At 67.2% G+C, this 13,066-nt stretch carries 11 protein-coding genes and 1 tRNA gene; 3 read left to right on the top strand and 9 right to left on the bottom strand.

The features are described from left to right. Together ACXJKH_RS06450 and ACXJKH_RS06445 are read right to left on the bottom strand one after the other, a co-directional pair. The coding region (locus ACXJKH_RS06450) for an Rne/Rng family ribonuclease (RefSeq protein WP_457318767.1) at positions 1 to 1,213 on the bottom strand (1,213 nt) is incomplete at its 3' end. Continuing rightward, entirely contained in the window at positions 1,206 to 1,787 is a 582-nt protein-coding gene (locus ACXJKH_RS06445) for a Maf family nucleotide pyrophosphatase (RefSeq protein WP_457318765.1), read from the bottom strand. The genes ACXJKH_RS06445 and ACXJKH_RS06450, both read right to left, overlap by 8 nt. A gap of 130 nt (positions 1,788 to 1,917) precedes the next feature. Here ACXJKH_RS06445 and ACXJKH_RS06440 point away from each other — a divergent pair, with 130 nt between their 5' ends. From ACXJKH_RS06440 to ACXJKH_RS06430, 3 genes are all read left to right on the top strand, one after another. Continuing rightward, positions 1,918 to 2,652 (top strand): SIMPL domain-containing protein, encoded by a 735-nt coding sequence (locus ACXJKH_RS06440; protein WP_457318763.1) that lies wholly within the window; start codon positions 1,918 to 1,920, stop codon positions 2,650 to 2,652. Positions 2,653 to 2,875: 223 nt separating this feature from the next. Continuing rightward, positions 2,876 to 3,538: a TonB family protein gene (locus ACXJKH_RS06435; RefSeq protein WP_457318762.1), complete on the top strand. Its 663-nt coding sequence runs from the start codon at positions 2,876 to 2,878 to the stop codon at positions 3,536 to 3,538. 180 nt (positions 3,539 to 3,718) lie between these two features. Further along, entirely contained in the window at positions 3,719 to 6,544 is a 2,826-nt protein-coding gene (locus tag ACXJKH_RS06430; protein WP_256775907.1) for a TonB-dependent receptor, read from the top strand. 573 nt (positions 6,545 to 7,117) lie between these two features. Here ACXJKH_RS06430 and ACXJKH_RS06425 read toward each other — a convergent pair. From ACXJKH_RS06425 to leuS, 7 genes are all read right to left on the bottom strand, one after another. Beyond that, positions 7,118 to 7,194, bottom strand: a tRNA-Asn gene (locus ACXJKH_RS06425). Between the two features lie 81 nt (positions 7,195 to 7,275). Continuing rightward, positions 7,276 to 7,746: a 23S rRNA (pseudouridine(1915)-N(3))-methyltransferase RlmH gene (rlmH, locus tag ACXJKH_RS06420; RefSeq protein ID WP_457318760.1), complete on the bottom strand. Its 471-nt coding sequence runs from the start codon at positions 7,744 to 7,746 to the stop codon at positions 7,276 to 7,278. Positions 7,747 to 7,829: 83 nt separating this feature from the next. Further along, entirely contained in the window at positions 7,830 to 8,231 is a 402-nt protein-coding gene (gene rsfS / locus ACXJKH_RS06415) for a ribosome silencing factor (RefSeq protein WP_256775905.1), read from the bottom strand. Between the two features lie 97 nt (positions 8,232 to 8,328). Next, on the bottom strand, positions 8,329 to 8,994 hold the full coding sequence (gene nadD / locus ACXJKH_RS06410; protein ID WP_457318757.1) for a nicotinate-nucleotide adenylyltransferase: 666 nt from the start codon (positions 8,992 to 8,994) through the stop codon (positions 8,329 to 8,331). Positions 8,995 to 8,999: 5 nt separating this feature from the next. Continuing rightward, on the bottom strand, positions 9,000 to 10,037 hold the full coding sequence (gene holA / locus ACXJKH_RS06405; protein ID WP_457318755.1) for a DNA polymerase III subunit delta: 1,038 nt from the start codon (positions 10,035 to 10,037) through the stop codon (positions 9,000 to 9,002). Positions 10,038 to 10,066: 29 nt separating this feature from the next. Further along, positions 10,067 to 10,675, bottom strand: a complete 609-nt coding sequence (locus tag ACXJKH_RS06400; RefSeq protein ID WP_457318753.1) for an LPS-assembly lipoprotein LptE — start codon at positions 10,673 to 10,675, stop codon at positions 10,067 to 10,069. Between the two features lie 91 nt (positions 10,676 to 10,766). Continuing rightward, the coding region (leuS, locus tag ACXJKH_RS06395) for a leucine--tRNA ligase (RefSeq protein ID WP_457318752.1) at positions 10,767 to 13,066 on the bottom strand (2,300 nt) is incomplete at its 5' end.

Genomic DNA, 13,066 nt, shown 5'->3' with positions numbered 1-13,066 from the left:
GCTCCAGGCTTTCCACGGTGCGCTTGCGGGTCATCTCGACCAGGCCGAGCGGTGAGAAGTCGTAGACGGTGGTCTTGGCATGGTCGCGGGCCAGCGCCTTTTCCAGCGTGCGCAGCACCTGGCGGCGATGCTCGGCATCGTCCATGTCGATGAAGTCGATGATGATGATGCCGCCCAGGTTGCGCAGCCGCAGCTKGCGCGCCACCGCCTGCGCGGCTTCCAGGTTGGTGCGGAACACCGTCTCTTCCAGGTTGCGCTGGCCCAGGAACGAACCGGTGTTCACATCGATCGTGGTCATCGCCTCGGTCTGGTCGATCACCAGGTAACCACCGGACTTGAGCGGCACCTGCTTGTCCAACGCGCGGCCGATCTCGTCCTCCACCCCGAACATGTCGAAGATCGGGCGGTCGCCGCTGTACAGCTCGATCTTCTCGGCCAGCACCGGCATGTACTTGGCCACGAAGGCCTGCAGCTGGCCGAAGGTCTCCTTGGAGTCGACCTTGACCTTGTCCACGTCCTTGCGGATCAGGTCGCGCACCGACCGCAGCGGCAGGCTCAGGTCTTCATAGATCACGCTGAGCGGGGCGGCATCGCGACCACGGCGCTCGACCACGTTCCATACCCGCGACAGGTAGGCCACGTCCTCGGCGATCGCCTCGGCCGGCTGGCCCTCGGCGTTGGTGCGCACGATGTAACCGTAGCCGCCGTGCTGTGCCGACAATTCGGTCACCAGGCTTTTCAGCCGGGCGCGCTCGGCCTCGTCTTCGATCCGCGCCGATACCCCGACCACCTTGGATTGCGGCAGCAGCACCATGTAGCGCGAGGGAATGCTGATCTGGGTGGTCAGGCGGGCACCCTTGGTCCCGATCGGGTCCTTGACCACTTGGACCACGATGTCCTGGCCGTCGCGCAGCAGCTCCACGATCGGCACCGAGGACGGCGGCGGCAGGGTCGTGCCCTCGGTATCGGGGCTGGCCACCGGGGCCGGGCGGATCACATCGTTGGCATGCAGGAACGCCGCGCGTTCCAGCCCGACTTCGACGAAGGCCGCCTGCATGCCCGGCATCACCCGCTGCACCTTGCCTTTGTAGATGTTGCCGACCACGCCGCGACGCCAGCCACGTTCGATATGCAGTTCCTGCAGCATGCCGTTTTCGATGACCGCGACACGGGTTTCCCGCGGGGTGACATTGACCAGGATTTCTTCAGACATGGGCGACTCCCTTCAGTTCAAACGTCTGCAGCAACTGCTCGGTCTGTTGCAGGGGCAAACCCATCACACCCGAATAGCTTCCCGCCAGGTGGCGGATGTAACGTTCGGCGCCGCCCTGGATGGCGTAGGCACCGGCCTTGCCCATCGGTTCGCCGCTGGCCACGTAGGCCGCGATGGCGTCCTGCCCGATATCGATGAAGCTCACCTCGGAAATCACCAGCACGCTGTCCTGGCGCCCCTGGGCGACCACGGCCACGGCGGTCATCACCTGGTGGGTGCGCCCGGACAGGGTCGCCAGCATGGCCGCCGCATCGGCGGCATCGACCGGCTTGCCGAATACCCGGCCATCGAGCACCACTTCGGTGTCCGAACCGATCACCACCGCGTCGGCGTCGCCGCCAACCAGGGCCAGCCCGGCGCGCGCCTTGTCGGCGGCCACCCGCTGCACATAGGCGGTGGCCGATTCGCCAGCGGCACGGACTTCAGGCACCTCAAGGTCCAACGCGTGGAACGGTCGGTCCAGGCGCGTCAGCAGTTCGGTTCGTCGGGGAGATCGAGAGGCAAGATAAAGCATCGAGGAAGCATAACCTGAGCCCACTGTCTGAATCGCGAGCAACCCGTTCGAATCGTGATCAACCCCGTCAAACCTCACGACGCGTTCATCGCCCCGACACCAACCTCAACGTCTTCACAAGGAGATGTACATGCGCCACCCGTCCCTGTCCCCGTTGCTGCTCGCCCTTTCCCTTGCCCTGGGAACCTCCATGACCGCCCACGCCCAGTCCCAGCCTGCCGCTGCCGTCGCCGCCGACAGCACCCTGCTCAACATCTCGGCCAACGCCGAGGCCAAGCGCGTGCCCGACGTGGCCACGCTGTCGGCCGGCGTGGTCACCCAGGCCGTGGACGGCAACAGCGCCATGCGCCAGAACGCCGAGCAGATGGTCAAGGTACTGGCCGCGATCAAGGCCGCCGGGATTGCCGAGCGTGACGTGCAGACCAGTGGAGTCAACCTCAGCCCGCAGTACCGTTACGTGGACAACGAGCCGCCGAAGATCACCGGCTATCAGGCCAGCAACACGGTCAGCCTGAAGGTGCGCGACATCGCCAAGCTGGGCAAGGTGCTCGACGCGCTGGCCGCGCAGGGCGCCAACCAGATCAACGGCCCGCAGTTCGAGATCGACCAGCCCGAGCCGGTCTACGACGAAGCCCGCCTGGCCGCCTTGAAGAAGGCCCAGACCCGCGCCGAAACCTACGCCAAGTCGCTGGGCCTGCGCGTGCGCCGCATCGTGAGCATCTCCGAGAACGGCGGCGGCAACTTCCGCCCGGTGATGATGCGCGCCGCAGCCGCGCCGATGGCCGCCGACGTGTCCACCCCGGTGTCGCCGGGCGAATCGGCGGTGTCGGTCAACCTTGACGTGGTGTTCGACCTGGGCCGCTGAGTCCGGTCCCGGCATCCCCTGACGACGGCGCCTGCGGGCGCCGTCGTCCTGTCCAGGCTGGTTTCCTGAGCGCCAGCCAAACACCGACACGCCCCCTGACTTCCGGCCCGTGCCCGGCTCGGGTATTGCTGTCATTGCGCGGCCCCGTCGTCACCCCCGCCTCAACCCCATCGGCCGCGCCCGCACGTTGATGTTCCCGCACATCTGGCAAGGAGAGTGGCGAATGGTCCGTACGCATCCCCCTGTAGTCCCGCTGCACATCGACGCCTCCCGCGTGCTTGGCATGAGCACCGCGCTGGCCCTGCACGTACTGGCCCTGATGCTGCTGCTGATCCCGGCCGCGTACGTGGCCGCGCCGCTGCCACGGGAGCGGACGCAGGTGCGCCTGCTGGAGCCCGCCGCGGAAAACCCGCCGACCCCGCCGGAGGTCAAAAAGGAAGCGCCCAAGCTGGTCCAGCCGCAGACCACCGTGCCCAAGCCGCAGGTCGCCCCGCTGCCGCCGCCGACCGCCAGCGCCGACGACGCGCTGGCCGTAGCGCCGCTGCCGGCCAGCGACGTGCAGACCCCGAGCCTGGCCCCGGCCGTGCCCACGCCCGCCGCCGGCGGTGCAGGCGCACAACTGCAGTACCGCAGCGCGCCACCGCCGGCCTACCCGGTCGCGGCCCTGCGCAACCACGAGCAGGGCACCGTGCTGCTGCGGGTGCGGGTGGAGGCGGACGGGAAGGCCTCCAGCGTGGTCATTGAGCGCAGCAGCGGCTCGCGGGCGCTGGATACCGCCGCACGCCAGCAGGTGCTGCGCCACTGGCGCTTCGAACCGGCCATGGTAGACGGCAAGGTGGTGCCCGCCGATGGGCTGGTCCCGGTCAGCTTCTCGCTGCCGGAGTGAGGTCTTCGGCACGGGGAGTCCATTCAGACTCCCCGTGTTGGAACGGCTGATACAGAACGTTACGAATTAAGCAATTTTTCACAGCGACGTCACCTGCCGTAAACCTAGATTGTCGCGGTCGTCACTCATTTTCGTGCCGATCCATCGTCATCGTTGGTTTTCCCAGTCAGGAGAGAAGCTGTGAAACACCCGATCCAACGGCTCACCAGCAGCCGCCGCAACACCCTGGCCCATTCCGTGTCCCTCGCCCTCACCGGCAGCGTGCTGCTGCTGGCCGGCGCATTGGCTTCCGGCGCAGCGTTCGCCCAGGAGCAGGCCACCAACCTCGACCGCATCACGGTCACCGGGTCGAACATCCCCCGCACCAATACCGAAACGCCCTCCCCCGTCCAGGTGGTCACCCGCCAGGAAATCGACCGCACCGGCAAGACCACGGTCGCCGAATACCTGCAGACCCTGACCGCCGACGGTTCCGGCTCGATTCCCAAGACGTTCGGCAACGGCTTTGCCGGTGGCGGCGCCGGCATCTCGCTGCGCGGCCTGGGCGCCGGCTCCACGCTGGTGCTGTTGAACGGTCGCCGCATGGCCACCTATGGCCTGGCCGATGACGGGCAGAAGGTCTTCACCGACCTGAGCACCATCCCGCTGGATGCGGTCGAGCGCATTGAAGTCCTCAAGGACGGCGCTTCTGCGATCTACGGTTCGGATGCCATCGCCGGCGTGGTCAACATCATCCTGCGCAGCGACTTCAACGGCGCCATCCTGCGCGCCTCCTACGGCCTGTCCGGTGACAGCGACGGCGATGCCAAGAAGGCCACGCTGACCGCCGGTACCGGCGACCTGGCCACCGATGGCTGGAATGCGTTCTTCAGCCTGGACGTGGGCAAGACCGATGCGATCAAGATCAGCGACCGCAAGGACCGCAAGTGGATCGGCACCGGCGATATCCGGCGCTATGGCTACGGCAACAACGCGCAGTTCCTCGGTGGCGCCTTCCTCAATGGCGGCACCAGCGGCGGCGCCGGCCCGAACGGCTCGGTGTTCGACGATCGCGTGCCGACGGGCGTCACGCCGACGCTGGTGGCGCTGCCGGGCTGCGCAGGCCTGACCACCATTCCCGGTCAGAGCGACGCAACCGCACAGCAGCAGGGCTGCCTCTGGGATCCAAACCAGCAGTACCGTGACCTGACCCCGGAAGAGAAGTACGTCAATGTGTTCGGTCGCGCCAGCTTCGCCTTCGGCGAAGGCGGTGAGATCTACACCGAGATCGGTTACTCCAAGAAGGAAACCACCTTCAGCAACACGCCGTCGGGCGTGTCCGGCAGCTGGGGGTATCCGGAAGGCCCGCGCAACGCCAGCAGCGGCGCCGGCGCCGTCGTCCTGAGCCCGACCCATCCGGACAACCCGATCCAGGGCCAGGCGTCGCGCCTGCGCTACTCGGCATGGGACGTGGGTCCGCGCGTCACCAACAACACCAATGAATTCAACCGTTTCCTGGTTGGCGTCAAGGGCAACTGGGGCGATTGGAGCTACGACACCGCCCTGCTGCATTCGGGTACCGATCTGGTCAACAAGCGCACCGGCTTCCTGCGCTACAGCGCCGTGCAATGCGCGCTCGGCAACCCGGCCTGCCCGGGCGGCGTGTGGCGCATCGGCGACAACGCCGGTCTGAACTCGCAGGCGCTGTATGACTACATCTCGCCGGACATCAGCGCGCGCGCCAAGTCCAGCCTGGATATGTTCGACTTCACCATCTCGCGCAGCCTGATGGACCTCAAGGGCGGTCCGCTTGGCCTGGCGCTGGGTACCGAATGGCGCAAGACCAGCAACAGCCTGACTCCGCAGACCTATACCGATGCCGGCGACATCATCGGCCTGGGCTACTCGGCCTACGATGGCACGCAGAACGTGTATGCCGGCTACGTCGAACTGTCCGCGCCGGTGCTGGAGCAGTTGGAACTGTCCGGCGCGGTCCGCTACGACAAGTACGAAAGCGGCGAAGGCAAGGCGACCCCGAAGGTCGGCATCAAGTGGACCCCGGCCGACTGGATCGCGGTGCGCGGCAGCTACGCCGAAGGCTTCCGTGCGCCCAACCCGGCCGAGAACGGCGACGGTGGCCTGGCCGCCTTCTCCAACGCCCGCGATCCGGTGCGTTGCGCCGCCAGCCCGATCGCCGATGTCGGCACCAACTGCAGTTCGCGTCCGGTGGCCATCATCACCCGTCCGAACAAGGACCTGAAGCCGGAAGAATCCAAGAGCTACTCGTTCGGTGTCGTGCTGCAGCCCACCTCCAGCACCTCGCTGACGGTGGATGCGTGGCAGATCAAGCGCACCAATGAAATCGCTCAGGGTGCCACTGCGGATGCGATCGCAGCCGGCAATGTGCTGCGCGATATCGACCTGATCAATGGCGTCGCAGGCACCGGCACCATCCTGGCGGTCAACACGGACTACATCAATGCCGCCTCGACCCGCGTGCGCGGTATCGATACCGACATCCGCCAGACCTTCGACATCGGTCCGGGCCAGCTGGAAATGGACCTGCAGTGGAGCCATGTGCTCAAGTTCGAGCGCACCGATGCCGACGTGACCGTGGACTACGCAGGTACCCACGGTAACTGCGATGTCACCAACTGCATCGGTACGCCGAAGGATCGCATCAACTTCGGCACCACCTGGAAGCAGGGCCCGTGGAGCGTCAGCGGCGTGGCCAACTACATCTCCAAGATGGACAACACCGACTTCCGCGGTCCGGATGGTTCGTACCAGTTCTCCTACGCCGATGGTACCGACGTTACCAAGATCTCTTCCTTCACCACCTTCGACCTGTCCGGTCGCTGGAACGTGACCGAAGCCTTCGAACTGAACGCGTCGGTGCAGAACCTGTTCGACCGCATCGCTCCGCTGGATCCGACCACCTACGGCGGCGTCAACTACAACCCGCTGCACTTCAGCGGCGCGATCGGCCGTTACTTCACCGTGGGGGCCAAGTACACCTTCAATTGATGTAACCGTCATTGGGGAACTAAAAGCCCGGGCATTGCCCGGGCTTTTTGTTTGGGTTCAACACTGCGTGACCAACCCGATCTGCAAGATCCTTCCATCAATGGAGGGCAGTGTCTTGTTCCGAGGTATGCAGCAGATTGCGCACTGCGACCGCGCGTGGTCGGTGGTCAAGGCGCACCGTGATCCGGCGGTGTCTTCGTTTGCGGCTATCGCGAGCGTGAGGGCCCCGTMGCGGCCGGTAGGCCCCTGGCGCAAATGTCCCCCGGCCTGGCGGCCTCCTCCTTTATTTTGCCCAGGAGCCTACCGCCCGCKACGGGGCTCGGCTGCGTTAAGCAGGTGGAAGCCAGGCTGTTTTGCCGCTGGTCAGTGGGTCGGRCGCTGGGCCSCCATGCCCTTGGAGGCGAAATAAAGGAGGAGGCCGCYCCGCGGCCGGGGGCGTCGCCGGAAAGGGCATGGGGGCCCAGCGTCCGACCCACCGACTACCGCGTCAGAAAACGTCCAGCGCACACGTCCTGCTTGGCAGGGGAAAAAAGCAAAAAAAAAGCCTCGCATCGCTGCGAGGCTTTTAAAACTTGGCGCCCGAAGTTGGACTCGAACCAACGACCCCCTGATTAACAGTCAAGTGCTCTAACCGGCTGAGCTATTCGGGCGGGGTGCGCATTGTAGCCCGTTTTTTACAGGATGTAACCCGTTTCCCGCGAAATTCTTCACACAGGTTGCAACGCGTGCGATCAGGCCCGGTGATACGGATGGTTGGCCAGCATCGCCGCCGCGCGGTACAGCTGCTCGGCCACCACCAGCCGCACCAGCATGTGCGGCAGCGTCAGCGGACCGATCGACCACTTCTCGTCGGCCAGTGCCGATACCTCCGACGAATGTCCTTCCGGCCCGCCGATCAGGAACGCCAGGTCCCTGCCCTGCCCGCGCCAGTGCTCCAGACGCTGCGCCAGCTGCTCCGAACTGAGCTGCCGACCCGGCACGTCCAGCGCCACCACGTAGGCATTCTTCGGCAATGCCGCGATCACCCGCTTGCCCTCCTCATCGGTGGCACGGCGCGCATCGCGGCCCTTGCCGCGCAGGCCCGGCTCGATCTCCACCAGCTCGAACGGCAACCAGTGCGAAAGGCGCTTCTGGTACTCGGCAAATCCCTGCGCCACCCACGCAGGGGCGCGCTCGCCGGTGGCGATCAACCTGGCCTTCATCTGCACTCTCCCGGCATCGGGGCGATGCCGTTGAAATGACAACGGCGCCATCGGCGCCGTCATCGTGACTCCAACGCGAGCGCTCAGCGCGCGTCGTGGTTGTACTCGTCGCCTTCATCAGCGTCGTCGAGCAGGCTCGGCGGCTGATCGCCGACCGTCCACAGACGCTCCAGCGCGTAGAACTCGCGCACGCGCGGCAGCATCACATGCACCACCACGTCGCCCAGATCGACCAGCACCCACTCGGCTTCGCGCTCGCCTTCCACGCCCAGCGGCATCATGCCCAGCTGCTTGGCGAACTTGACCACCTCATCGGCAATCGACTTCACGTGCCGGCTGGAGGTGCCCGAGGCGATCACCATGTAATCGGCGACGCTGGACTTGCCGATCACGTCGATTTCGACGAGATCCTTGGCCTTCAGTTCTTCGGTGGCCTTGCGCACGCACTCCAGCAGCTGGAGGGTGGACGGCGCCGGATTCGGCATTTGGACCTTGATGGTCTGGGGCTGGGCTTGGTTGCTCAAAGCGGGTGGACTCGATAAATGTGGGGCCGATTATACGGGCCCGGGCGCCCGAGCGTATTCACGGTGAAGGGGCGCCGTACAGGCCGCGCTCGGCGATGTAGTCGGCCACCACCGCCGGCAGCAGCGCCCGCCAGTCGCCGCCGGTCGCGATCCGCTGGCGTACCGCACTGGCCGATTCCTCGCGCAACGGGGCCTGCAGCCGCAGCACGCGCCCGGCCGGCGCGCCCAGCAGCTCGCGTTCGTGGCGGGCCCAGCGGCCCTCCAGCGCGGTGGCCAGGGCCGGCGGCAGGTCCTTCTCCAGCGGGCTGCCGGGACGGTCGGCAACGATGAAGTGGGCCAGCCCGAACAGTGCCTCCCACTCATGCCAGCCGGTCAGGCCAAGCAGGCTGTCGGCGCCGACCAGCCAGGCCAGGGGCTGGTGCGGGCCCAGCTCGGCGCGCAGYTCGCGCAGGGTGTCCACGCTGTAGGACGGTACCCCCGGCTGGCGTGCCGCCCGCGCCAGCTCGCGGCGATCCAGCAGCAGGCCCGGCTCCTCGCCGATCGCCAGGGCCAGCATGTGGGCGCGTTGTTCAGCATCGGCACCCGGTGGGGCGCGGTGGGGCGGGTCGGCGGCTGGCAGCAGGCGCACGGCGACCTGCAGCTGGTCGCGCGCGGCGCGGGCGATGGCCAGGTGCCCCAGATGCACCGGATCGAAGGTGCCGCCGTAATGGATGCGCAGGCCCATGCCGCTCAGGCGCGGGCCAGCAGGCGCACCGCGCGGGCTTCGGACACCGCCAGCAGCAGGCGTTCCACGCCCAGCCAGGGATCGCCGTCGGCGCGCCCCTTGGCCATGCGGTCGACCAGCCCGGCCTCGGCCACGAAACGGTCCCAGCGCCTGGGCTCGGGATGACGCTGCAGGGCGCGCTTGAACGGGGCCTGGCGCGATTCCCAGATGCCACGGCTCTTCATCTCTGCGGCCACGTTTCCGCCACGCGCCTGCACCCGCGCCAGTCCGGCGGTGGACAGCAGCTCGCGGATCACCATCGGCATCAAGGCGGCCACCGCTTCACCCTCCCCGCGCAGCCCGGCCAGCATCCTCAGCACCGCCGCCGGCTGCCCGGAGAAACTGGCTTCGAGCAGGCGGAAGACGTCGTAACGGGCCGCATCGGCAACCAGCGACTCCATCGTCTGCACGTCCAGGGTCTGGCCGGCGGCCAGCAGCGCCAGCTTGTCGATCTCCTGCGCGGCGGCCAGCAGATTGCCTTCCACCCGCTCGGCCAGGCGCTGCACCGCGGCCGGCTCGGCACGCAGGCCCTTGGCGCGCAGGCGGCGCTCGATCCAGTCGGGCAGTTCATGCGGCTTGATCGCCCAGGCCACCGACAGCACGCCGACGCGATTGACCGCCTCGGCCCACTTGCCCTGGTGGGCCTTGCTCCATTCGTTGCAGGTGATCATCAGGATCACGTCCGGCGCCGGGTTGGCGCAGAACTGGCTGATCACCTCGGCGCCGTCCTTGCCCGGCTTGCCGCTGGGCAGGCGCAGCTCCATCAGCCGGCGGGCGCTGAACAGGCTGGGCGCATTGAAACTGGCACCGACCTGGTCCCAATCGAAATCGCGGCCATCGGCATCGAACACCTCACGCTCGTCGATGCCATCGGCACGCGCGCGGGCACGCACCGCATCGGCCGCTTCGAGGACGCGCAGGGTTTCCGGACCGGCGATCAGGTAAACCGGTGACAGCCCCTGGCTGGCCGGTTGACTGGCGAGTTGTTCGGGTCGCAGTTCCATCCTGGCGCGCCGGTCCGCGGGCGGACCGGTCAGTGCCCCTGGGTGGGGGCGGCCGGCGGCGGCACCGGCGGTTCGACCGGTGCGGTGGCCGGGGCGGCCGGCTTGGCCGGCACGCGGCCTTCCATCTCGGCCCGCACCACGCTGTCGATACGACGCATGATCGACGCCGACATCTCACGACGCAGTTCGTCGGCCAGGATTTCGCGCTCGGTGGTGGTACCGGTGGCGTCGGTGGGCGGCGACACGTAATCGCGCGAGAGCTCGATCACCTGCTGCGGCACCAGCTCGCTGCCATCCTCACGCAGGAACTTGAAGATCACCGCGTAGCGCAGGCTGTATTCCTGGGCGCGGCCCTGTGCATCGATGGCGATCGGCAGATCACCCCAACGCTCGGACATCACCTGCAGCTGCGCGACCTTGCCGGTGCTGCCCGGTTCGGCGGCGCTGTCCGGCTCGGCGACCTGCGCGCCCGACGCCTGCAGCCCGCGACGCAGCAGCTTGGCCAGTTCGCTGTAGGGGGCGCTGGAGACCACCTGCACCGCGGCGGTGTCGGCCGGCAGCATCAGCTTGTTGCGCATATGGAAGCCACACCCGGCGAGGGTCGCGGTCAGAACGAGGGCAAGCAGGAATCGGGTCATGGGCACAGTCTGGGGGAGCCGGGCGGGCGCGGCAACAGGCATAGAAGATGCCCGATGCCGCGTGAACGTGACTTGAGACAGACGGCCGCGGTCAGGCGGCCACGATGTTCACGATCTTGCCGGGCACGATGATGATCTTGCGCACGGTCAGGCCGTCCAGGAACTTGGCCGCGTTCGGCTCGGCCAGGCCCAGCGCTTCGATCTGGTCGCGCGCGGCGTCGGCGGCCACCTCGATGGTGCCGCGCAGCTTGCCGTTGACCTGCACCGCCAGCGTCACCGCGTCGCGCACCAGCGCGGCCGGATCGGATTGCGGGAACACCTGGTCTTCCAGCAGCGTCTCGCCATGGCCCAGCACCTGCCACAACGCATGGCTGGCATGCGGGGTGATCGGGTTGAGCAGCAGCACGGTGGCCTGCAGCGCTTCCTGGCGGACCGCGCGGCCCTGCTCGCTGACATCGTCGAACTTGGCCAGGGCGTTCATCAGTTCCATCACCGCGGCAATGGCGGTGTTGAAGCTGTGGCGGCGACCATAGTCGTCACTGACCTTGCCGATGGTTTCATGGGTCTTGCGACGCAGTACCTTCTGCTCGGCGCTCAGTGCAGCCACGTCCAGCGCCGGGGCGACGCCCTCGGCGGCATGCTTCTGCACCTGGGCCCACAAGCGGCGCAGGAAGCGGGCCATGCCGTCCACGCCGGCTTCGTTCCACTCCAGCGACTGTTCCGGCGGCGCGGCGAACATCGAGAACAGGCGCACGGTGTCGGCCCCGTACTTGCCCACCATCGCCTGCGGATCCACGCCGTTGTTCTTCGACTTGGACATCTTCTCGGTACCGCCGATCACCACCGGCTGGCCGTCGGCGATCAGGGTGGCGCCGGTGATGCGGCCGCGCTCGTCGCGCTGCACGTCCACGTCGGCCGGGTTGATCCAGTCCTTGGAGCCATCCGGGTTGGGCCGGTAATAGGTTTCCGCGATCACCATGCCCTGGCACAGCAGGTTCTGCGCCGGTTCGTTGCTGTCCACCATCCGCGCATCACGCAGCAGCTTGTGGAAGAAACGGAAGTACATCAGGTGCAGGATCGCGTGCTCGATGCCACCGATGTACTGGTCCACCGGCAGCCAGTAGTTGCCGCGCTTGTCGACCGCATCGCGGGCGCCGGGCGAGGTGTAGCGCGCGTAGTACCAGCTCGACTCCATGAAGGTGTCGAAGGTGTCGGTCTCGCGCTCGGCCGCGCCGCCGCAGTCCGGGCAGGTGGTCTTGCGCCATTCCGGGTCGGCCTTGATCGGCGAACCGGTGCCGACGAAATTGACGTTTTCCGGCAGCACCACCGGCAGCTGTTCTTCGGGCACCGGCAACGCGCCGCACTTGGGGCAGTAGATCACCGGGATCGGGCAGCCCCAGTACCGCTGGCGGCTCACGCCCCAGTCGCGCAGGCGGTAGTTGACGCGGCGCTGGCCCTGGGCCTTGCGTTCGAAACGCTCGGCCAGGGCTTCGAAGGCACCCTGGAAGTCCAGGCCATCGAACTCTTCGGAGTTGACCAGCTCGGTATCGCGGGTCTTGTCGCCGTACCAGTCCTGCCAGCGGGTGGCGTCGTAGGCCACCTCGTCCTTGCGCGGCGTCTTCAGCGCGATGACCTGCCGGATCGRCAGTCCGTACTTGTTGGCGAATTCGTTGTCGCGCTGGTCGTGGCCGGGCACGGCCATCACCGCGCCGGTGCCATAGCCCATCAGCACGAAGTTGGCCACCCACACCGGCACCTGGGCGCCGGTGACCGGATGCACGGCGCGCAGGCCGGTATCCATGCCACGCTTTTCCTGGGTCTCCAGTTCGGCTTCGGACACGCCGCCCTGCTTCATCTCGGCCAGCAGCGMGGCCAGCGCGGGATTGGTCTTGGCCGCATGCTGGGCCAGCGGGTGCTCGCCGGCGATCGACACGAAGGTCACGCCCATCACGGTGTCCGGACGGGTGGTGAACACGCGCAGCGGATCCAGCGCGCTGCCGTCGGCATCGCGCACGTCGAACTGGATTTCCAGCCCTTCGGAGCGGCCGATCCAGTTGCGCTGCATGGTCTTGACCGAATCGGGCCAGCCCGGCAGTTCATCCAGGCCGTCCAGCAGTTCCTGGGCGTAATCGGTGATGCGCAGGAACCACTGCGGAATCTCGCGCTTTTCCACCAGGGCGCCCGAGCGCCAGCCGCGGCCGTCGATGACCTGCTCGTTGGCCAGCACGGTCTGGTCGACCGGGTCCCAGTTGACCACCGCATTGCGGCGGTAGGCCAGGCCCTTGCGCATCAGCCGGGTGAACATGCGCTGCTCGTGCACGTAGTACTCCGGCGTGCACGTGGCGAACTCACGCGACCAGTCGATCGCATAGCCCATGGACTTGAACTGGC

It is taken from the genome of Stenotrophomonas sp. P5_B8 (assembly GCF_054049855.1).
The sequence above is the reverse complement of the archived record's forward strand: the minus strand, read 5'-3'. Positions and strand labels throughout refer to the sequence as shown.